This is a genomic window from Chromobacterium sp. W521, assembly GCF_052805975.1.
The window spans coordinates 67,569-87,112 of record NZ_JBRBAF010000008.1; the positions used below are offsets into that span (position 1 = coordinate 67,569).

Annotated in this window: 19 protein-coding genes and 4 tRNA genes; 15 read left to right on the plus strand and 8 right to left on the minus strand. The window is 63.1% G+C overall.

Annotation, left to right across the window (positions count from 1 at the left end; all coding sequences use genetic code 11):
- Window positions 1-272 precede the first annotated feature (272 nt).
- Window positions 273-614 (minus strand): H-NS histone family protein, encoded by a 342-nt coding sequence (locus tag ACUXV1_RS13935; RefSeq protein WP_081555299.1) that lies wholly within the window; start codon window positions 612-614, stop codon window positions 273-275.
- Window positions 615-1,080: 466 nt separating this feature from the next.
- Between ACUXV1_RS13935 and ACUXV1_RS13940 the strand changes: the two genes are divergently transcribed.
- The 3 genes from ACUXV1_RS13940 (at window position 1,081) to ACUXV1_RS13950 (ending at window position 1,323) form a co-directional block, all read left to right on the plus strand.
- Window positions 1,081-1,156, plus strand: a tRNA-Ala gene (locus ACUXV1_RS13940).
- A gap of 7 nt (window positions 1,157-1,163) precedes the next feature.
- Window positions 1,164-1,239, plus strand: a tRNA-Glu gene (locus ACUXV1_RS13945).
- An 8-nt stretch (window positions 1,240-1,247) separates the two neighbouring features.
- Window positions 1,248-1,323, plus strand: a tRNA-Ala gene (locus ACUXV1_RS13950).
- Between the two features lie 55 nt (window positions 1,324-1,378).
- Here the strand turns inward: ACUXV1_RS13950 and ACUXV1_RS13955 are convergent.
- From ACUXV1_RS13955 to ACUXV1_RS13970, 4 genes are all read right to left on the minus strand, one after another.
- Complete coding sequence (locus ACUXV1_RS13955; protein WP_446015659.1) at window positions 1,379-2,986, minus strand: diguanylate cyclase domain-containing protein; 1,608 nt, start codon at window positions 2,984-2,986, stop codon at window positions 1,379-1,381.
- Window positions 2,983-4,425, minus strand: coding sequence for a sensor histidine kinase (locus ACUXV1_RS13960; protein WP_446015660.1), 1,443 nt, complete (start codon window positions 4,423-4,425; stop codon window positions 2,983-2,985). The genes ACUXV1_RS13955 and ACUXV1_RS13960 overlap by 4 nt, the downstream gene beginning before the upstream one ends.
- 245 nt (window positions 4,426-4,670) lie before the next feature.
- A tRNA-Asn gene (locus ACUXV1_RS13965) sits at window positions 4,671-4,746 on the minus strand.
- 95 nt (window positions 4,747-4,841) lie between these two features.
- Window positions 4,842-7,784 (minus strand): Rne/Rng family ribonuclease, encoded by a 2,943-nt coding sequence (locus ACUXV1_RS13970; protein WP_446015661.1) that lies wholly within the window; start codon window positions 7,782-7,784, stop codon window positions 4,842-4,844.
- 522 nt (window positions 7,785-8,306) lie between these two features.
- Here ACUXV1_RS13970 and ACUXV1_RS13975 point away from each other — a divergent pair.
- The 8 genes from ACUXV1_RS13975 to ACUXV1_RS14010 all read left to right on the plus strand — a co-directional run bounded on the left by ACUXV1_RS13975 (window position 8,307) and on the right by ACUXV1_RS14010 (window position 14,368).
- A complete protein-coding gene (locus ACUXV1_RS13975; protein WP_446015662.1) occupies window positions 8,307-9,242 on the plus strand; it encodes an RluA family pseudouridine synthase in 936 nt (311 codons plus the stop codon).
- Between the two features lies 1 nt (window position 9,243).
- Complete coding sequence (locus ACUXV1_RS13980; RefSeq protein WP_081555304.1) at window positions 9,244-9,903, plus strand: HAD-IA family hydrolase; 660 nt, start codon at window positions 9,244-9,246, stop codon at window positions 9,901-9,903.
- Window positions 9,879-10,241 carry a Rieske (2Fe-2S) protein gene (locus tag ACUXV1_RS13985; protein WP_081555305.1) on the plus strand — a complete coding sequence of 121 codons (363 nt, stop codon included), beginning with the start codon at window positions 9,879-9,881 and terminating at the stop codon, window positions 10,239-10,241. Before ACUXV1_RS13980 ends, ACUXV1_RS13985 begins: the two co-directional genes overlap by 25 nt.
- Window positions 10,242-10,281: 40 nt before the next feature.
- The gene (locus tag ACUXV1_RS13990) at window positions 10,282-11,223 is read left to right on the plus strand and encodes a S49 family peptidase (protein WP_194427912.1); all 942 of its coding nucleotides are present in this window, start codon (window positions 10,282-10,284) and stop codon (window positions 11,221-11,223) included.
- A 19-nt stretch (window positions 11,224-11,242) separates the two neighbouring features.
- Complete coding sequence (gene motD, locus ACUXV1_RS13995) at window positions 11,243-12,079, plus strand: flagellar motor protein MotD (protein WP_019101524.1); 837 nt, start codon at window positions 11,243-11,245, stop codon at window positions 12,077-12,079.
- A gap of 28 nt (window positions 12,080-12,107) precedes the next feature.
- The gene (locus ACUXV1_RS14000) at window positions 12,108-12,698 is read left to right on the plus strand and encodes a malonic semialdehyde reductase (RefSeq protein WP_446015663.1); all 591 of its coding nucleotides are present in this window, start codon (window positions 12,108-12,110) and stop codon (window positions 12,696-12,698) included.
- Between the two features lie 58 nt (window positions 12,699-12,756).
- On the plus strand, window positions 12,757-13,785 hold the full coding sequence (locus tag ACUXV1_RS14005) for a quinone-dependent dihydroorotate dehydrogenase (protein WP_446015664.1): 1,029 nt from the start codon (window positions 12,757-12,759) through the stop codon (window positions 13,783-13,785).
- A gap of 115 nt (window positions 13,786-13,900) precedes the next feature.
- The gene (locus ACUXV1_RS14010; RefSeq protein ID WP_043633371.1) at window positions 13,901-14,368 is read left to right on the plus strand and encodes a glycine zipper 2TM domain-containing protein; all 468 of its coding nucleotides are present in this window, start codon (window positions 13,901-13,903) and stop codon (window positions 14,366-14,368) included.
- Between the two features lie 258 nt (window positions 14,369-14,626).
- Here the strand turns inward: ACUXV1_RS14010 and ACUXV1_RS14015 are convergent, their stop codons facing one another.
- Genes ACUXV1_RS14015 through fur form a run of 3 tightly spaced genes read right to left on the minus strand, consistent with a single transcriptional unit; the run spans window position 14,627 to window position 16,474 of the window.
- The gene (locus ACUXV1_RS14015; RefSeq protein ID WP_039754930.1) at window positions 14,627-15,364 is read right to left on the minus strand and encodes an arginyltransferase; all 738 of its coding nucleotides are present in this window, start codon (window positions 15,362-15,364) and stop codon (window positions 14,627-14,629) included.
- Window positions 15,351-16,052 carry a leucyl/phenylalanyl-tRNA--protein transferase gene (aat, locus tag ACUXV1_RS14020; protein WP_019101529.1) on the minus strand — a complete coding sequence of 234 codons (702 nt, stop codon included), beginning with the start codon at window positions 16,050-16,052 and terminating at the stop codon, window positions 15,351-15,353. The genes ACUXV1_RS14015 and aat overlap by 14 nt, the downstream gene beginning before the upstream one ends.
- Window positions 16,049-16,474, minus strand: a complete 426-nt coding sequence (gene fur / locus ACUXV1_RS14025) for a ferric iron uptake transcriptional regulator (RefSeq protein WP_019101530.1) — start codon at window positions 16,472-16,474, stop codon at window positions 16,049-16,051. The genes aat and fur overlap by 4 nt, the downstream gene beginning before the upstream one ends.
- A gap of 93 nt (window positions 16,475-16,567) precedes the next feature.
- On the opposite strand from fur, the gene ACUXV1_RS14030 reads away from it, so the two are divergent.
- From ACUXV1_RS14030 to ACUXV1_RS14045, 4 genes are read left to right on the plus strand one after another with little or no spacing between them, the layout of a single operon-like run.
- Window positions 16,568-16,951 (plus strand): outer membrane protein assembly factor BamE, encoded by a 384-nt coding sequence (locus ACUXV1_RS14030; protein ID WP_019101531.1) that lies wholly within the window; start codon window positions 16,568-16,570, stop codon window positions 16,949-16,951.
- Window positions 16,948-17,760 (plus strand): 4-hydroxy-tetrahydrodipicolinate reductase, encoded by an 813-nt coding sequence (gene dapB / locus ACUXV1_RS14035; protein WP_043590230.1) that lies wholly within the window; start codon window positions 16,948-16,950, stop codon window positions 17,758-17,760. The genes ACUXV1_RS14030 and dapB overlap by 4 nt, the downstream gene beginning before the upstream one ends.
- Window positions 17,761-17,795: 35 nt before the next feature.
- Window positions 17,796-18,770: a FecCD family ABC transporter permease gene (locus ACUXV1_RS14040; protein WP_114153900.1), complete on the plus strand. Its 975-nt coding sequence runs from the start codon at window positions 17,796-17,798 to the stop codon at window positions 18,768-18,770.
- Window positions 18,763-19,542: an ABC transporter ATP-binding protein gene (locus tag ACUXV1_RS14045; RefSeq protein WP_446015665.1), complete on the plus strand. Its 780-nt coding sequence runs from the start codon at window positions 18,763-18,765 to the stop codon at window positions 19,540-19,542. Before ACUXV1_RS14040 ends, ACUXV1_RS14045 begins: the two co-directional genes overlap by 8 nt.
- Window positions 19,543-19,544 lie beyond the last annotated feature (2 nt).

Below are 19,544 nucleotides of genomic sequence, written 5' to 3' on the forward strand. Positions count from 1 at the left end.
CCGCCTGTGTCGGCGCACCTTGCCTCAGCCGTAAAACGGATTTTTGTTAGCCGCTCTTAGAACCTGTTCATGGTCTGCTGCGCGGCGGCGGGATGGATGGATAAAGGGCGTTGAAACCGGCTTCGAAATGCTCATGCGCCACTTGACCATTCCGCGTTCTCAGCCGTTTTCGCCTTGTCTCGCCGCCGCTGGCGAAACGCTGAACCGGCGCATGAGCCCGCCGGCGGGCGCCGGCATAGGCTCAGTGCGACAACGGCCGGCTTCCCGCCTTGCTAGACCTGCAACTTCTTCTGACTCTTGATCACAAAGCGCTCCCGGCTCTCCCCCCTCGCTTCAGCCTCCACCAACCACACTGGCGGCCGGCCTCGTCCGGACCATGTCTGGTGCGGCATCGCCGGGTTCTGGTACTTTGGCGTTACGCCGTTCTTGGCGTAGAGCTTGGGCAGAATCAAGCCGTAAGCCATCGCTAGCCGCTCAATTTCCTCTATCCCTTTTTGTTGGCGCAGTTGAATGCGATCGGTAAGCGTATTCAACAGAAAAACCGCCGCGTCCTTCAGCGCCTGGTCCGAGCAGGAATCCAGCAACTCCTCGTTGATCAACACTTTTTTATGCATACACGCCTCCTAAAGCTTTGCCGGATTTTCGTTTCTGTTCCAAACGCCGGCCAACCGTTGTCGCTCAATTCTCATGTCTATGCCATCCATCATTAGCTGTCGATTTGCCCCAGGTTTTCATATCATCCGGTATTAACGCTTTACGCTAATGCGGCACACAAATTGTTTTTCTTTGAATATTCTATCGCCAGCACCCCAATGGCTTGGAATAGGAAAAAACTGATTTTTCCTAGGAAATCACGCCTTTGCCGCTCGCGGGCATGGCATCGTCAGCGCGCGCGCCGCCCCCATCCAAACCCATGGCGCGAAAGACCGGCCCCCTCCCTCCTTTGACTTCTTTCACAGCCCACCGCCGTCTGGGAAAATATTTTTAGAAAAGCCTTGCGCAGCCTGAAAAGCCTAGGTATAGTTCGCTTCCTGTCGAGACCGACCGGGCGAATAGCCGGGAAGGAACAAGACAATACGTGGGGGTATAGCTCAGCTGGGAGAGCGCTTGCATGGCATGCAAGAGGTCAGCGGTTCGATCCCGCTTATCTCCACCACAATTCAGTCCCCATCGTCTAGAGGCCTAGGACATCGCCCTTTCACGGCGGTAACCGGGGTTCGAATCCCCGTGGGGACGCCAGCAATACCGGGGGTATAGCTCAGCTGGGAGAGCGCTTGCATGGCATGCAAGAGGTCAGCGGTTCGATCCCGCTTATCTCCACCAAATATAAAAGCCGAAATCGACCGATTTCGGCTTTTATTCTTTCCGGCGGAAAATACTATTCAGCCGCCATCCTGAACTCGTTTTTCCCCGCTCGCTTGGCCTCGTACATCGCCCTGTCGGCCGCATGCAACAAACCACCCAGATCGCCGCCGTTTTCCGGAAAAAACGCCACGCCAATGCTGGCCGACACCGAGCATTCGCCGCCATCCAGAGCCACCGGCTGCGCCAATACCGACAACAACCGCCTCACCATGACGCCGCACGCCTCCTCTCGATCCAGACCGGGCGCCACCACCAGAAACTCATCCCCACCCAGCCTCACCACTAAATCCTCCCCGCGCACATGCTGCCGCAGACGCTCGGCCATCGCCACCAGCAGCGCGTCGCCCGCCTCGTGCCCCCAGCCGTCGTTCACCGCCTTGAAACCATCCAGATCGATAAACAGCAACGCAATACATTCATTACGGCGCTTGGCTCTGATGATCTCCTTCTCCAGCTCCACCTGTAGAAAGTGGCGATTGCCCAGGCCGGTCAACTGATCGTGATAGGCCAGAAAGTGAATATGCGCCTCCGCCGCGCGGATCGCCGAAATATCGGAGATCGCCAGCACATAGTGGCTCACCCCTCCCTCAACGTCCCTCACCACCGACGCATGCTGCCAACAGGGAAAGACCTCATTCCGGCGACGGCACATCACCTCGCCCTGCCAAAAATACCTCTCGCCTTCCAAACGGCGGTAAAAAGCCTCTCCGTGCGGCTCCACATGCAGGCAGACGTCCGGATCCTCCCCCAAGGCCTCCTCCGCGCTCAAATCTGTCAAACGGTAAAAGGACTCGTTCGCAGACACAATGCGGCGCGCGTGGTCCAACACCAGAATGCCTTCCGCGCTGGCCTGGAACACCACACTGGCCTGCCTCAGCCTGACTTCGCTCAGATACGCCTCCGTCACGTCCCGCGCCACGCCCACCCAACGCGCCGACTCTCCCTCCGCGGCAAAGTTGCGCCCGCACAACTCAACCCACCTTACCGCGCCCTCCGCGTTGATTTTCAACGTTTTCTGCAAGGCCCGCCCCGACCCCAGATCCCGAGCCAGCTCGGCGGCCTCGGCCTCCGCCATGCCCAGCAGGGCAGGCCGCCCGTTCTTCGCGACGGAGAATGGAAACGCGTCCAGAAACTCCTCCGCCCACACCATCTCGCCGCGCCGGCCACCCCATTCCCACACCCCCAAACGGGCCGCCTCCACCGCCATGCGCAAACGACGACGCTGCCGCTGCTCCTCCACCTCCGCCCTGCGCCGCGCCAACCCCATACGCACCGAGGCATTCAGTTCGCGCAACTGATATGGTTTCAGCAAATAGCCGTACGGCGCGCTGACTTCCGCGTTGCGCAGCATATCGTCCTCGGCGTAAGCCGTCAGAAAGATGGATGGAATCTGAAAGCGCTCGCGTATCACGCGCGCCGCCTCGGTTCCCGGCACATCGCCGTCCAGGTGAATATCCATCAACACCAGATCCGGCTGATCCGTCTCCGCCCGTCGCACCGCGTCATCCGCATTGGCGCACACGCCCAGCACCCGGTACCCCAAAGACTCCAGGCTGGTCTGCAAGTCCAGCGCCACCACTCCTTCGTCCTCTACAATCAACAAACCGTTGCCCATATTCATTCCGCGTTCTCCGACTCGTCGCTGAACACGATTTCCACACAAGCACCGCCCGCCTCGGGCCGCAATAGCCTGGCCACGCCTTTCAACTGCCCCACCAATGTGGGAATCAGGCGAAAACCCAGCGAACTCACCTCCCCCAGCTTCACTGACTCGGGAATGCCCACTCCGTCGTCCGAGACCAGAATCCGGCAACGCCCATCTTCCTCCCGCTCCAGCGCCACCTCCACCGTGCCGCGCCCACCGGGAAAAGCGTGCTTGAGCGCATTGGTCACCAACTCATTCACCAGCAGCCCACAGGGAATCGCCCGCTGCATGCCCAGGTGCACCACGGCGTCCATGCCGCGACAGCGCAAGCGCACCCCGGCATCCGATATGCTGCCGCCCAGCAACTGGGTCAACCTCTCCAGATAGACACCCACGTGGATACGAGAAAAATCGCCGTACTCGTACAGCAATTGATAGATCAACGCCATTGCGCGCACATGATTCTGACACTCGGTCAGCACCGCCACCGCCTCCGGCGGCGCCGAGCGCGTTTGCAGATTGAGCAGACTGGAAATGACTTGCAGATTGTTCTTGACCCGGTGGTGCACCTCGTTGAGCAGCGCGGTCTTCTCCTTCAGCGCCCGCTCCAGACTGGCCTGCGCCGCCTTGCGGGCGCTGATGTCGGTAATGGTGGCCAACACCTGCAACTCCCCGCCGTCGCGCACCGGGGTCAGACCGATTTCCGCCGGGAATTCGCCTCCATCCCGCCGCAGCCCGAAAATCTCCTGCTGGCGCGCCATCTCTCGCGCCTCCGGACGGCTCATGTAATTCTCGATCAGCCGCCCATGGCCATCGCGATACCGCACCGGCACCAGACTGGAAATCATGAGACCCTCCATGCCGACCCCCAGATAATCGAACATCGCCTCCGCCCGATGATTGGCCATCAAGATGCGCCCGCTCTGATTTATCATCACCAGCCCGTCCAAGGCAGAGTCCACCACCATGCGCAAGCGGGCCTCGCCCTCACCGCGCAGACGCTCGGCACGCCGCTCCGCCGCCACATCCCGAACCACGGCCACCACCCCCACCACCTCGCCCGTCGATTCGCGATACGGCAAATAGCTGACCTGCCACTCCCTCAGCACCTCTCCGTCGTCCAGCCCCACCTTGGAGTTGACGCAGAAATCGAGCACCGGCTCTCCGCTCTCAATCACCCGCCTCAGCAGCGATTCCAAATATTCGCCGATCCGCGGCAACATTTCCGCCACGCTTCTCCCCAAATGAGCAGAACGCGGCAAGCCATTGGCTTCCGCCAAACGCTGGTTGACCAGCCGATAGCGCATCTGGCCGTCAATCAGCGCCAGCCCCACCGGGACAGCCTCCAGCACATCGGACAATAGCCGTTCCGCGTCATCCAGCACACCGTCTTCACCCACCAGAGATTCCGTCACCCAGCCTCCTCGCGCCGCGCCGCTCAACGCCCCGCACAACCCCAAATAGCCGCATTCAAGCGGCCAGCAAGACAGTCAAGCCGCCATTAGCTTGTGTTATATGACGTATGGAATGGGAAGCAAACTGTTAGAATTGCTTAGCGCAATCAATCGGGAAACCCGCCGGAGCGGCGAGAAACAGAGAAAAGGCCGCGACGAACGCGCGGAAATGGAAAAAGGCCACGCAATGCGTGGCCTTTGAATTTTGGCTCCCCGAGCAGGGCTCGAACCTGCGACCTGCGGATTAACAGTCCGTCGCTCTACCAACTGAGCTATCAGGGAACATCTCTTGCGAGAGAGGGGTATATTAACCAAGCACCAAGGCAGCGTCAATACCCGGAGCGCAAAATGCCTGCGCCCCGGATCTCAAACCGCGCTCAAGGATTGCGGGTTTCCACCTGCACCAGCTCCGCCGGAGCAACCTCTTGCTGAGCCAGACGAGTCACGTCGCGACGACGCGGCCCAGCCGGCACCACCGGCTCTTGCACAGCGGGCGCCTCGACCACCGACTTGGTGGACACCATCACCAAGCCGCCCAGGCTTACCGGTTCAGACGCGGCCACGGCGCGGGTTTCAATCACCACCGGCGCCTCGACTTCCGGCTCCGCCTGCTCCGGCTCACTTTGCGCGGCCAGGGCAACCGGTTCCGGCGCAAGCGCCGGCTCCGCCGCGGCAAACGCTTCGACAGCCTCCACCACAACAGCCACTTCAACCGGAGCCGTCTCAACAACCGGAGCAGCCTCAGCCGCCGCGGCCGCTTCAACTACCGGCAATTCCGGCTCAGCCGCCGCAGCGGACTCAAGCACGGGGGTCACGGCCTCCACTTCGAACGCTTCCCGCACCGGCTGCGCCGTTTCGACAACAGCGGACTCAACCACCGGCTCAAGCACAGGGGCTTCAGACGCCGCGGCCGGAACCGTTTCCGCCACCGCGTCCACGGCGACTTCCGCCGCTACCGCGCCGACAACGACTGCGGCCACTGCCGCAACCGGCGCAGCTTCCGCCGCCGGCAGAGCAGCACCCTCTTCCTGCGGCGCAGCGGACGGATCGTCGCGACGACGATCACGACGACTGCGACGGCGGCGACGCTCATTGCGCTCCTGCTGCTCGGCGTCGCCCTCGGCGCGAACCTCGTCGGCCGCCGGCTTGTTCAGCTCCAAAGCCTGCTCTTCCGCCTGCGGCGCCTGACGACGGCGCGGCTCCTGCTGCGGACGCTCCTGCTTTTCCAACTTCTCCGGACGCTCTTGCGGCGCTTCTTCGCGCGCCGGCTGCTGACGCTGCACGTCCTTCAGTTCGCGGGGCTCGCGGCTTTCACGACCACCTTCGCGGCCGTTTTCGCGCTCGCGGCGGCGACTGTTGCGCGGCTGCTCGCCGCGCTCCTGGCGCTCTTCGCGTTGCGGCTGTTCCTTGCGTTCCGGACGCTCCTGACGCTCGCCGTCCTGACGCTCGCCGCGTTCGGCGCGCTCCGGACGACGCGGCTTGGCCTCGTCGGCGCCCTGACGGCGCTGCTCGTGTTCACGACGCGCCTGGCCACCCGGGCGGCGTTCGGCGTTACGCTGGCGGTTGCCGCGCTGCTGCGGCTGCGCCACCGGCTTTTTCTTCTCGGCCGGTTGAGCGGCCGCTTCCGGCTCGGCGAACAGGCTCTTGACCCAAGCGCCCAACTTGCCGAACAGGCCAGGCTCAGGCTCAGCCACCTTGGCCGCCACCGACGGCGCCGGCTGTTGCGGGGTAATGCCTTTGACCGCGGCTTCCTGGCGCTCCAGCTTCGGCTTTTCAAGGCCGAAGTTGGTGATCACGTCTTCTTCCTGCACTTCCACCCGCTTGTAGCTCGGCGCTTCGCCGGCTTCGGCCACATCGTCGTGGCGCACGCGCACGATCTTGTAATGCGGGGTTTCCAGATGAATGTTCGGGATCAGCACCACGTCCACGTCCAGACGCTCTTCGATCGAATGGATTTCGGAACGCTTTTCGTTGAGCAAGAAGGTGGCCACGTCCACCGGCACCTGCGCGTGAACCGCGCCGGTGTTCTCCTTCATCGCCTCTTCCTGGATGATGCGCAGGATGTGCAGAGCGGAGGACTCGGTGCCGCGGATGAAGCCGATGCCGTGGCAGCGCGGGCAGGTTTCATGGCTGGTTTCGCCCAGGCTGGGCTGCAGACGCTGACGCGAGAGCTCCAGCAGGCCAAAGCGGGACAGCTTGCCCATCTGGACGCGAGCGCGGTCGTGCTTCAGCACGTCGCGCAAACGGTTTTCCACGTCGCGCTGGTTCTTGGCGCTTTCCATATCGATGAAGTCGATCACCACCAGGCCGCCCAGGTCGCGCAAGCGCAGCTGGCGGGCGATTTCCTCGGCCGCCTCCAGGTTGGTCTTGACCGCGGTGTCTTCGATGTCGGCGCCCTTGGTGGCGCGCGCGGAGTTGACGTCGATGGACACCAGCGCTTCGGTGTGATCGATCACGATGGCGCCGCCGGACGGCAGCTGCACGCTGCGCGAAAAGGCGGTTTCTATCTGGTGCTCGATCTGGAAACGGGAGAACAGCGGCACATGATCCTTGTACAGCTTCACACGCGACAGCATGTTGGGCATCACATGGCTCATGAACTGACGGGCCTGATCGTAGATTTCCTCGGTGTCGATCAGCACTTCGCCGATGTCCGGATGGAAATAGTCGCGGATCGCGCGGATTACCAGGCTGCCTTCCTGCAGAATCAGGAACGGCCCGTTCTGAGCGCCGGCCGCGCCTTCAATCGCGCGCCACAGCTGCATCAGGTAACCCAGGTCCCACTGCAGTTCTTCCAGGTTGCGGCCAATGCCGGCGGTGCGGGCGATCAGGCTCATGCCATGCGGCACTTCCAGCTGCGACAGCAGGTCCTTCAGTTCCTGACGCTCCTCGCCCTCGATGCGGCGCGATACGCCGCCGCCGCGCGGGTTGTTGGGCATCAGCACCAGGTAACGGCCGGCCAGGCTGATATAGGTGGTCAGCGCCGCGCCCTTGTTGCCGCGTTCGTCCTTCTCCACCTGCACGATGACTTCCATGCCTTCGCGCAGCACGTCCTGAATGCGCGGACGGCCGCCGTCATAGCCCTGGAAATAGGAACGGGACACCTCTTTGAACGGCAGGAAGCCGTGGCGTTCGGTGCCGTAATCGACAAAACAAGCCTCAAGGGAGGGCTCGATACGGGTAATCACACCCTTATAGATATTCCCCTTGCGCTGCTCTTTGCCTACAGTCTCGATATCGAGGTCGACGAGCTTCTGCCCGTCGACAATGGCAACGCGCAGCTCTTCAGCCTGCGTTGCGTTGAACAACATGCGTTTCATTTACATTCCTTGCGCGGCACTCACGCAAGGGATGCAGCCAGTATTTGACGGCCCAGTGACTATTGATGGGCGCTTTCCGAAAGAAGTGTCGATGTAAAGATCGAAAAAAACAGTTTTGACAAGCCTACTTCCTGAAAATCGATCACACGCAGACCTGACTCATGTGCGCAATTGGCGCTCCGGGATCGCCGGCCTGCCTCAAAGGGCAGGACATACAGTGCAGGGGGGCTAGCATGCCGGGTCAAACTTCGCTGCAAAATTTCCTGACTGGCTTAGCATCAGGAAATGGAATACTCGTGAGTGCGTTATGCGTACAAATGCATTACCATCGCTGCTTTTCGGTGAGCGAGTTAACCTTGGCTGCAAACGTCGCGAGCGGCATCAGGTCAGGGCCTGTAAACCCCTGCCGGCCGTCTCTAACCTCTTGCAGCAGCGCCACGCAACATGCCGTGACCTTGGCTTGACATTTCGCCGTCATCTTGGTGCAACACACCTTGGGACAGCGCCAGAAGTATAAGCAATATGACAGACATTCGCAAAGATTCCGTCTCCTTCGTCCAAGTGGACGACGGCGACGCCGGCCAACGCATCGACAACTATCTGGTGCGTTTGCTCAAGGGCGTGCCCAAAAGCCATATCTACCGCATCCTGCGCTCCGGCGAGGTGAGGGTGAACAAGGGCCGCATCGACGCCGCCTACCGCCTGCAGGCCGGCGACGAGTTGCGCATTCCGCCCATCCGCGTGGCCGAACGCGCGGAAAAGAACGTGCCGGCCGCCACCTTTCCGGTGGTTTACGAAGACAACGCGCTGCTGGTGATAGACAAACCGGCCGGCGTGGCGGTGCACGGCGGCAGCGGCGTGTCCTTCGGCGTGATCGAGCAGCTGCGCCAGGCCCACCCGGATTGGCGCTACCTGGAGCTGGTGCACCGGCTGGACCGCGAAACTTCCGGCCTCTTGATGCTGGCCAAAAAGCGCTCCGCGCTGACCAAGCTGCACGACATGATGCGCGCCAACGTGCCGGACAAACGCTACCTGGCGCTGGGCATAGGCCAGTGGCCGGAGGACGCCCGCCAGGTCAAGCTGCCGCTGTTCAAGTTCCACACTCCGGACGGCGAACGCCGCGTGCGGGTCAGCGACGCCGAAAACGGCCAGTACGCGCACACTAATTTCGCGATCAAGGAACGCTTTGCGGAATTCACGCTGGTGGAAGCGCACCTGCGCACCGGCCGCACCCACCAGATCCGCGTGCACATGCAGGCCAACGGCTGCGCGATCGCCGGCGACGAGAAATACGGCGACTTCGCGCTCAACAAGGAACTGGCCAAGCGCGGCCTGAAACGCATGTTCCTGCACGCGCGCAGCCTGTCCCTGCCCCACCCGCTGACCGGCGAACCCTTGAAACTGGAAGCGCCGCTGCCGCCGGAACTGGAGCGCTTCCTGAAAATCTTGAGGTCATGAGATGAACCCTCGCTTCGATCTGGTCGTCTTCGACTGGGACGGCACCTTGATGGACTCCACCGCCCACATCAGCCAGTCCATCCAGCAGGCTTGCGCCGACCTGTCCCTGCCCGTTCCCAGCCGCGAGCAGGCCAGCCATGTCATCGGCCTGCGGCTGGCCGAGGCGCTGCAACAGGCCTGCCCGGCCGCCACCGCCGAGCAGTTGCCGCGCCTGACCGAAGCCTTCCGCCATCATTACCACGCAAACCAGCATCAAGTGACCTTGTTCGACGGCGCTGTGGAGTGCCTGAACGCCGTCGCGGACAGCGGCGTTTTTCTGGCGGTGGCCACCGGCAACAGCCGCGCCGGCCTCAACCGCCTGCTGGAGCAAACCGGACTCGGCCCGCTGTTCCACGCCACCCGCACGGTGGACGAATGCCATTCCAAGCCGCACCCGGACATGCTGCTGTCGCTGACCGAGATGCTGGGCGCGGACCCTCGCCGCACGCTTATGATAGGCGACACCAGCCACGACTTGCTGATGGCCGGCAACGCCGGCTGCCATAGCGTGGGGGTCAGCTTCGGCGCCCACGACAGCGAACACCTGGAAAGCTGCGGACCGCTGGCGCTGTTCCATTCCTACCCCGAGCTGCAGACATGGCTGCTGCCGAAACTCGGGTAATCTGCGCCGCGGCCGAGCTTCAGGACGGCGGCCGCGCCTGGCGCTTCGAGATCGAACAGACAGACGGCGCGCCCCCGCTGTCCGCCTTCGCCGTGCGCTACCGCGGCAAGGTCTACGCTTACGTCAACGCCTGCCGCCACATCCCGGTGGAGCTGGATTTGCGCGACGGCGAAGTCTTCGACCTCAGCGGCCGTTATCTGGTATGCAGCATGCACGGCGCCTGCTACGAAGCGCACACCGGCTATTGCGTGTCCGGCCCCTGCCGCGGCCAGCGGCTGATCGCCGTGCCCGTCTTCGAACAGGACGGCAATATCTGCATCAATGTCATGCCGTCGTGAACTTTGCTAGACTCCTGGAATTATTCAGGGAGCACCACACATGAGCGACACCTCCAACCATTGGGAACGCCAATTGCTGGAAAAACTGGCCAGCGCCGCGCTGGTGGAACAACGCCGCGCCCGCCAATGGAAGATTTTCTTCCGCATGATCTGGCTGATCATCATCGGCTTCGTGCTGTTCAGCCTGTTCATGCGCAACGAGGACAAGGCCGCGGCCGGCCTCTCCGGCGCCGGACACACCGCCGTCATCACGCTGGAAGGCGTGATCGACAGCCAGAGCGACACCGCCAACAAGCTGAGCCAGGCGCTGACGGACGCCTACGGCGACAAGAGCACCAAGGGCATCATTATCGACGCCAACAGCCCCGGCGGCAGCCCGGTGCTGTCCGGCATGGCTTATGACGAGATCCGCCGCCAGAAGAAGCTGCATCCGGCGGTCCCGGTCTACGTGGTGGTCAGCGAGGTCTGCGCGTCCGGCTGCTATTACATCGCCTCCGCCGCCGACAAGATCTTCGTCGACAAAGCCAGCATCGTAGGCTCCATCGGCGTGCTGTCCGACGGCTTCGGCTTCACCGGCGCCATGGAAAAACTGGGCGTGGACCGCCGCCTGCGCACCTCCGGCGAGAATAAGGCGATGGGCGACCCCTTCTCCCCGGTCAACCCCAAGCAAGAAGCCATCCGTCAACAATTGCTGGACGACATCCATCAGCAATTCATCGCGGCGGTCAAAACCGGACGCGGGCAGCGCCTGGCCAACGATCCGCAGCTGTTCTCCGGCATGGTGTGGCTGGGAGAGAAAAGCATTCCGCTGGGCCTGGCCGATGGCTTGGGCACGGTGCGCTCGGTGGCGCGCGACGTGATCAAGGCGGAGAAAACCGTCGACTATACTCAGCAAGACGACCTGTCCAGCCGCGTGGCGCGCAAGATTGGCGTGGAGTTCGCCGGCGGCGTGAAGAGTCTGTTCGACACCAAGCTGTTCTGATCAATCGGCAAGGCACACCATGGCGCGCAGAAGAAAACGGCAAGAAGAAGAACACGAGAACCATGAACGTTGGCTGGTTTCCTACGCCGACTTCATCACCCTGCTGTTCGCCTTCTTCGTGGTGATGTACGCGATCTCCTCGGTCAACGAGGGCAAATACCGCGTGCTCTCCTCCGCCATCGTGGACGCCTTCCGCTCAGGGTCCACCATCAGCGTCAACACCACCCCGCCCAGCGGCGGGGCCAACACCATGATAGAAATCCCCGAGACCAAGCCAATAGCCAAGGCGGTCAAGGGAGAACATCAGGCCGAGAAAAAAGCCAATACCGGCTCGGCCCAGGGCGATGAAAAAACCCGGCTCGCCAACCTGACACAGGATCTGGCCAAAGTCATGGACCCGCTGGTGAAGAGCGGCCAGGTCACCATCACGCACAGCAGCAAGGGCGTCACCATCGACATCCGCGACACCGCGCTCTTTCCCACGGGACAGGCGCAGCCCAACGAACAGTCTCGCCAACTGATGGCCAATATGGCGCTGCAACTGGCCAAGGTGGACAACCCGATCCGGGTGGAAGGCTTCACGGACACCGTGCCCATCCGCAACTCCTATTTCCCATCCAACTGGGAGCTGTCCGCCTCGCGAGCCGGCAGCGTGGTGCGCCTGTTCCAGGAAAACGGCATCAAGCCGGAGCGATTGGTGGCGGTGGGCCGCGGAGCCAACCTCCCGGTGGGCGACAACGCCACCGCCGACGGCCGCGCCAGCAACCGCCGCGTCGCCATCACCGTATTGGCGAGCGGGCTGAGCGACGCCGAAGTGTTGTCGCCGCAAGACGCATCCATGGCCAATGGCCGCTAACACCCCTGTTTCTCAAGAGGAGCACGATATGAGCACCCCGATTCATCATTCCGCGCTGGAACAGCTGTTCCTCAACGCCCGCACCCACAGCCACTGGCAAGACCGTCCGGTCAGCGCCGAAACGCTGCACCAGCTGTTCGATCTGCTGAAAATGGCGCCCACCAGCGCCAACTGCTCGCCGGCTCGCTTCATCTTTGTGCAAAGCGACGCCGCCAAGGCCAAGCTCAAGCCCTGCCTGGCCGAAGGCAACGTCGAAAAAACCATGGCCGCGCCGGTATGCGTGATCGTGGCCCAGGACATGCGCTTCTACGAACACCTGCCCAAACTCTACCCGCACGCCGACGCCAGAAGCTGGTTTGAAGGCAACGACGCGGCGATCCAGGCCACCGCCACGCGCAACAGCAGCCTGCAAGGCGGCTACCTGCTGCTGGCCGCTCGCTCCTTGGGGCTGGACTGCGGCCCGATGTCCGGCTTCGACAACGCCGCGGTGGACCAGGCCTTCTTCCCGGACGGACGCTTCAAGTCCAACTTCCTGGTCAACCTGGGTTACGGCGCCGCCGACAAGCTCTACCCGCGTTCGCCGCGCTTCGAGTTCGACGAAGCCTGCCAGATTCTTTAATCCCCCCTCACGCATGCCCGGTTATAATGCCGGGCATTTTGCTGCCTGGAGAATCAAGATGCTCTATTCGCTTCTGCGCCCGCTGCTGTTCCGCTTTGACGCAGAGACCGCCCATGAACAGACGCTGGCCATGCTGGACCAGGCGCACAAGCTGCGTCTGAGCGCGCTGACCTGCCAAAGCGCCGCTCGCAAACCGGTGCAAGCCATGGGCCTGACCTTCCCCAACGCGGTGGGGCTCGCCGCCGGGCTGGACAAGAATGGAGCGCATATCGACGCTTTGGCCGCGCTGGGCTTCGGCTTCATCGAAATCGGCACCGTCACCCCAAGGCCCCAGCCGGGCAACCCCAAGCCGCGGCTGTTCCGTCTGCCGGAACACCAAGCCATCATCAACCGCATGGGCTTCAACAACCTGGGCGTGGACACCCTGCTGGACAATGTGCGCCGCTGCAAATTCCAAGGCGTGCTCGGCATCAATATCGGCAAAAATGCCGCCACCCCGATAGAAAACGCCGCTGACGACTACCTGGCTTGTCTCGACAAAGTCTACGCTTACGCCAGCTACGTCGCCGTCAACATCTCCTCGCCCAATACCAAGAACCTGCGCCAATTGCAGGAGGGCGACGAACTGAGCCGGCTGCTGGCGCAATTGAAGCAACGCCAGCAAGCGCTGGCCGACAAACACGGCCGCCACGTGCCGCTGGCGCTGAAAATCGCCCCGGATCTGGACGACGATCAAGTCATTGCCATCGCACGCCTATTGACCGAACATCGCATCGACGGCGTCATCGCCACCAACACCACGCTGTCGCGCGAGGCGGTGGCCGGCCATCCGCTGGCGGATCAAGCCGGCGGCCTGTCCGGCGCGCCGGTCAAAGACCGTTCGACAACAGTTATTCGCAAATTAGCCAAGGAACTTGACGGCGCTCTGCCTATCATAGGAGTTGGCGGCATCCTGTCCGGGCGGGACGCCGTGGAAAAACTGGATGCCGGCGCCAGTCTGGTTCAAGTCTACAGCGGCCTGATCTACCGAGGCCCGGCGCTGGTGGCCGAATGCGCGAATGCGATCGCAGCGCGCGCCAAACCCTAAACAACAGCATGCGCGGCCGCGCACGGGCGCTCCGACACCGGAAACCCGGCGACAGGCCCGCGGCGACAATCCCGGGGCAAACCGGCTCGCTTATATAAACATGGGACTCACTCTTATGAACGCCAAAAAACTGATTCGTCTTTCCGCCATCGCGCTGCTGAGCGCCGGCGTGCTCACCGGCTGCGCCACCTCCGACTCCGCGGCCGTCTATTCCAAGGGCCAGATGCGCCAGGCTCAGACCGTGCAGCTGGGCACCGTGGTGTCGGTTCAGAACGTGAAAATGGAAGGCAGCAACAATGAGCTGCTGACCCTGGGCGGCGCCGCGCTGGGCGGCCTGGCCGGCAGCAATATCGGCGGCGGCAAAGGCCAGATCGCCGGCGGCATCGTAGGCGCGCTGGCCGGCGGCTTCGGCGCCCAGGCCGCTCAACGCGGCCTGAGCAAGAACGCGCTGGAAATCACCGTCAAGCTGGACGGTTCCGGCCGCATGATCTCCATCGTGCAGGAAGCCGACATTCCGTTCACCGCCAACCAGCGCGTGCGCGTGCTGACCGGCGGCGGCAACGACCGCGTGGTGCCGTTCTAAGCAACGGCACGAGAACCCGATGCGCGCCTGCGATACGGCGCCGAACGGGCTCTAAGGCGGACGGCGTCCGCAATAAAAAAGCCGGCGCGAGCGCCGGCTTTTTTCACATAGCTTCTCTCAGAACGTGTTTACGATCTCGCGAGCAAGGGCGAGACAAGGCGAAAACGAGCGAAAAGCGGAATGGCCGAGTGATGCATGAGCATTTTGAGCTCGTTTTCAAGGCCGCATCGCTAAAGCGCAGCAGACCTTGAACAGGTCTCACTCGTCCCGCGGCCTGGGCAGCTCCACCCAGCGCCCATCCATCAAAGCCTGCAAGGGCTGATACATCGCCTTGTAAGACATCTTCTGGCATTCGCGTATCCAATAGCCCAGATACAAGTGCGGCAGCCCCAGCCGCTGCGTCAGCTCCGCCTGCCACAGCACGTTGAACACGCCCAGGCTGGACTTGGCGTCGTCCGGATCGTAGAAGGTGTACACTGCGGACAGTCCGTCGGACAGACGATCGATCAGGCTGACCATCTTCAATTCCCCGTCCAGGCGAAACTCCGCCAGCATGCTATCCACCCCGCTTTTAAGAATGAACTCCGAGTACTGTTGCGGATCGTCGTCCGACATGCCGCCGCCGGCGTGCCGCGACTGCTGATACCAGCGGTACAAGGCGTAGTGCTCGGCGTTGAACTCCAACGGCAGCAAACGCACCTGCATCGCCTCCAGCCTGCGCGCCACCTTGCGCTGAGTACGGCTGGGCGCGAAGCGCTCCACCGGAATCCGCACCGGCACGCACGCCTGGCAGCTGTCGCAATAAGGACGGTAGGTATACAGGCCGCTGCGGCGAAACCCCAGCTTCACCAGTTGGCTGTAAACCTCGCCATCGATCGCCTCCGCCGGGATCGCCACTTGCGAGCGCGCCTGACGCCCCGCCAGATAGCTGCACGGATAGGGCGCGGTGGCGTAAAAATGGATGGCCACTGTCGGGCCGGGATCACGATGGCTCATTGGTATACCGGTAGTTCCACATCGCGGCGGGCTGCGCCCGTCGGGCATTCTCTTTCAGAGTAGCAAGAAATGTCTGACGCGAAACCAGCTTGGCGCCCAAGCTCTGCAAATGACGGGTGTGCATCTGGCAATCTATCATTGTCACCCCCTGCTCGCGCAAATGACGCACCATATGGATGAAGGCCAGTTTGGACGCGTTGCTGCGACGGGAAAACATGGATTCGCCATAGAACATCAAGCCCAGACCAATGCCGTACAGGCCGCCGGCCAGTTCGCCGTCTATCCAGGTCTCGAAGGAATGCGCGTAGCCCAAGCGGTGCAAACGACAATACGCGTCCACCATCTCCGGCACGATCCAGGTGCCCTGCTGCTGGGTTCTGGGTTCGGCGCAGGCCGACATCACCTCGCGAAACGCGGTGTCCACGCGGATTTCATAGCGCTGGTTGCGCAGCACTTTATCCATGGACCGGCTGACTTTCAGTTCGTCCGGGCACAGCACCATGCGCGGCGCCGGAGACCACCACAAGATAGGCTCGCCTTCGGAAAACCAGGGAAAGATGCCTTGGGAGTAAGCAGCCAGGATGCGCTGCGGGGATAAATCGCCTCCAGCGGCCAGCAAACCGTTGGGTTCGCGCAGAGCCAGCCGCACCGGAGGGAAAACCGGCTCAGGACCGAGCCAGGGAATCATGCCTTTTTGGCGTTGAGGCAGTCCGGGCACTCGCCGTACATGTACAGCGCGTGATCGACGATGCGGAAACCGTGCTGCTCCGCGATGCGGTCTTGCAGCGCTTCAATCTCCGGATCGAAGAACTCGACCACCTTGCCGCAGCTGACGCACACCATATGATCATGATGGCCGCCCTGGTTCAGCTCGTACACGGCTTTGCCGGTTTCAAAATGGTGGCGCACCAAAATGCCCGCTTGCTCGAACTGCGTCAGCACGCGGTAAATGGTGGCAAGGCCGATGTCGATATTTTCCGCAAGCAGCTTGCGATAGACATCTTCCGCCGACATGTGGCCAGCGTGCTCTTCCTCAAACAGATCGAGGATTTTCAAACGCGGGCCGGTGGCCTTGAGGCCGATATCTTTAAGGTGACTGGCTTTGCTCATCGTGATATAAAGTGGGTCGATTTCAGATCATGATAAAGCCTTTTCACGGCTTTGCCTAATTACCGCCTCATAACTTTTCGGTCACGGAGTATCATGCGCGCCCTGATTTTTGCCGCCGTCATTGCCCTCTCCGGCTGCAGTTCGATGAACCCCCTGAACTGGCTCAGCCCGCACAAGATGGAAATCCAGCAGGGCAATTATGTCACAGAGGATGCCGTAGCCAAACTTAAACCGGGCATGACCCGCTCGCAGGTGCGTTTCCTGTTGGGTTCTCCGCTACTGGCCGACGCGTTTCACGCCAACCGCTGGGACTACACCTACAGCGACATCAAGCAGGGCAAGCTGGACAAAAGCAGCAACCGCCTGCTGACCGTCTACTTCAACGGCGACGTGCTGGAGCGCGTGGAAGGCCAGGCGCAGCCGGCCGAACGCCCGCCGCTGACCGCCTCCGCTCCCGCCCAGGAAGCCAAGCCATGAGCGCCAACCCGCTGAAACTGGTGATCGTGGGCGCCGGCGGCCGCATGGGCAAGACCCTGATAGAAGCGACGCTGGCCGCGCCGGGCGTGGCGCTGCACGCCGCGGTGGACCGCCCCGGTTCGGAGTTCATCGGCCAGGACGCCGGCCTGTTCATCGGCCGGCACACCGGCGTCAAGATCAGCGGCGACTTCCTCCAGGCGCTGGAAGGGGCCGACGCCGTCATCGACTTCACCCGACCGGAAGGCACGCTGGAACACCTGGCGGCCTGCGCCGAGCGCGGCGTGCGGATGATCATCGGCACCACAGGCTTCGACGAGGCCGGCAAGGCGGCTATCCGCGCCGCCGGCGACAAGATCGGCATTGTATTCGCCGCTAATTTCAGCGTGGGGGTCAACCTCACCTTCAAGCTGCTGGACATGGCGGCGCGGGTGCTGAACGACGGCTACGACATCGAAATCATCGAAGCCCACCACCGCCATAAAGTGGACGCGCCGTCCGGCACCGCCCTGCGCATGGGCGAGGTGATCGCCGACGCGCTGGGCCGCGATTTGAACGAGTGCGCCGTCTACGGCCGCGAAGGCGTGACCGGCGAACGCGACCCGCAAACCATAGGCTTCGCCACCGTGCGCGGCGGCGACGTGGTCGGCGACCACACCGCCTTGTTCGCCGCCATCGGCGAGCGCGTCGAAATCAGCCACAAGGCTTCCAGCCGCGCCACCTTCGCCAACGGCGCGGTGCGCGCCGCACGCTGGCTGGCCGACAAACCGCACGGCCTGTTCGATATGCAGGACGTGCTGGGCCTGCGCTGAGCGCCGGCGGGGAGCCCGCTCCCCGCCCCCTTCCCATGCGCCTCCTTCCGCTGACCCTGGGCCTCTCCGTCGGCCTGATCCTGCTCTCCTTGGTTTCACTGCTGCACGGCAGCGGCATGGACGCCTCCCTTTTGCTGGCCGGCCATCCGCCGCCGGAACTGGAATGGCAGCTACTGCTGGAATTGCGCCTGCCGCGTCTGCTGGCCAGCGCCAGCGCCGGCGCCTTGCTAGCCAGCGCCGGTGCGGCGGTGCAAGCGCGTTTCCGCAATCCGCTGGCCGAGCCCGGCCTGATCGGCATCAACAGCGGCGCGGCGCTGGCCGCCGCCGCGGCGCTGAGCCTGGGCGCCGGCCTCTACGCGGTGTCCGCGTCCGCCTTTGTCGGCGGCCTGTCTTCCTTATTGCTGATCCGCCTGCTGGGCCAGACTCAACAAGGCGGCAGCCGGCTGATCCTCAGCGGCCTGGCCATCAGTTCCTTGCTGGGCAGCCTGCTGACCTTGCTGATCACCACCCTGCCCGACGGCTCCTTGCGCGTGGTGATTTTCTGGCTGATGGGCAGCTTCGCCAGCGTGGACTGGCCACAAACCCTCTTGCTGTCCGCAGCCGCGCCGCTGGTCTGGCTGGCGCTGCACCGGCAATGGCGTTTTCTCAACGCGCTGCAATTGGGCGAAACCGCCGCCTTTCACCTGGGCTTCGAAGTCCGCCGCCGCGAATGGCAGGTGGTGGTTCTCGCCGCCCTGGCCGCCGGCTTGGTGGTGTCCGCCTGCGGCATGATAGGCTTCATCGGCTTGATGGGCCCTCACCTGGCTCGCCAATTGGTGGGCGGCAACGCGCGCCGGTTGCTGTGGATAGCACCCATGCTGGGCGCGCTGCTGGCCATCGCCTCGGACTGGCTGGCGCGCAGCCTGCTGGCGCCCAGCGAGCTGCCGGTGGGCGTGATCACCAGCCTGATAGGCGCGCCGTTCTTCCTGTGGCTGCTGCGGCAAAGCGCGGAAAAGGACAGCCATGCTTGAAACGCGCGCCGTCAGCCTCTCCCGCCAGGGCCGCCTCTTGGTGGAGTCGGTTTCCCTGCGCGTGGCGCCGGGCGAACTCAATATAGTGCTAGGCCCCAACGGGGCCGGCAAAAGCAGCTTGCTGGGCATGCTGGCCGGCTTGTACGCCCCCAGCGCCGGCGAGGTGTGGATGGCCGGGCGGCCGCTGCGCGGCCAATCCGCCGCGGAACTGGCGCGCCAACGCGCGGTGGTGGAGCAAAATCCGTTGACGCCGGCGGGCTGGAGCACGCTGGAGCTGATTCAGTCCGGCGCCTACCTGCTAGGCGATGCCACCGATGCCTGCCGCCGGGCGATGGAACTGAGCTGTACCGAGGAGCTGGCGCAACGCCAGGCGCGCACGCTGTCCGGCGGCGAACAGCAACGCGCTCACTTGGCGCGCGCGCTGTGCCAGCTGTTGGCTTCTGCGGACGCGGAACGCTATCTCCTGCTGGACGAACCCACCGCCGCGCTGGACTTCGCGATGGCGGACGCGCTGCTGGCGCAAGTGGCCCGCATCTGCCGCGAACTGAATATCGGCGCGCTGGCGGTGGTGCACGATCTGAACCTGGCGCTGCGCCATGCCGACAATGTGCTGCTATTGAACGAAGGGCGCGCCGCAGGCTTCGGGCCCACGGCGCAGATCATGCGGCGGGAAACACTGGAAGCGGTTTACGGCGTGCGGCTGGCGGAGCTGAGCAGCCAAGAGCATGCCTTGCGGGCTTTCGTGCCCTTGCCCCACCCGCACCCAGACTAAAC

Coding starts and splice junctions, on each gene's coding strand:
- ACUXV1_RS13935 (WP_081555299.1), bottom strand. CDS start 614: ATGCATAAAAAAGTGTTGATCAACGAGGAGTTGCTGGATTCCTGCTCG.
- ACUXV1_RS13955 (WP_446015659.1), bottom strand. CDS start 2,986: ATGAATATGGGCAACGGTTTGTTGATTGTAGAGGACGAAGGAGTGGTG.
- ACUXV1_RS13970 (WP_446015661.1), bottom strand. CDS start 7,784: ATGAAACGCATGTTGTTCAACGCAACGCAGGCTGAAGAGCTGCGCGTT.
- ACUXV1_RS13975 (WP_446015662.1), top strand. CDS start 8,307: ATGACAGACATTCGCAAAGATTCCGTCTCCTTCGTCCAAGTGGACGAC.
- ACUXV1_RS13980 (WP_081555304.1), top strand. CDS start 9,244: ATGAACCCTCGCTTCGATCTGGTCGTCTTCGACTGGGACGGCACCTTG.
- ACUXV1_RS13985 (WP_081555305.1), top strand. CDS start 9,879: ATGGCTGCTGCCGAAACTCGGGTAATCTGCGCCGCGGCCGAGCTTCAG.
- ACUXV1_RS13990 (WP_194427912.1), top strand. CDS start 10,282: ATGAGCGACACCTCCAACCATTGGGAACGCCAATTGCTGGAAAAACTG.
- motD (WP_019101524.1), top strand. CDS start 11,243: ATGGCGCGCAGAAGAAAACGGCAAGAAGAAGAACACGAGAACCATGAA.
- ACUXV1_RS14000 (WP_446015663.1), top strand. CDS start 12,108: ATGAGCACCCCGATTCATCATTCCGCGCTGGAACAGCTGTTCCTCAAC.
- ACUXV1_RS14005 (WP_446015664.1), top strand. CDS start 12,757: ATGCTCTATTCGCTTCTGCGCCCGCTGCTGTTCCGCTTTGACGCAGAG.
- ACUXV1_RS14010 (WP_043633371.1), top strand. CDS start 13,901: ATGAACGCCAAAAAACTGATTCGTCTTTCCGCCATCGCGCTGCTGAGC.
- ACUXV1_RS14015 (WP_039754930.1), bottom strand. CDS start 15,364: ATGAGCCATCGTGATCCCGGCCCGACAGTGGCCATCCATTTTTACGCC.
- aat (WP_019101529.1), bottom strand. CDS start 16,052: ATGATTCCCTGGCTCGGTCCTGAGCCGGTTTTCCCTCCGGTGCGGCTG.
- fur (WP_019101530.1), bottom strand. CDS start 16,474: ATGAGCAAAGCCAGTCACCTTAAAGATATCGGCCTCAAGGCCACCGGC.
- ACUXV1_RS14030 (WP_019101531.1), top strand. CDS start 16,568: ATGCGCGCCCTGATTTTTGCCGCCGTCATTGCCCTCTCCGGCTGCAGT.
- dapB (WP_043590230.1), top strand. CDS start 16,948: ATGAGCGCCAACCCGCTGAAACTGGTGATCGTGGGCGCCGGCGGCCGC.
- ACUXV1_RS14040 (WP_114153900.1), top strand. CDS start 17,796: ATGCGCCTCCTTCCGCTGACCCTGGGCCTCTCCGTCGGCCTGATCCTG.
- ACUXV1_RS14045 (WP_446015665.1), top strand. CDS start 18,763: ATGCTTGAAACGCGCGCCGTCAGCCTCTCCCGCCAGGGCCGCCTCTTG.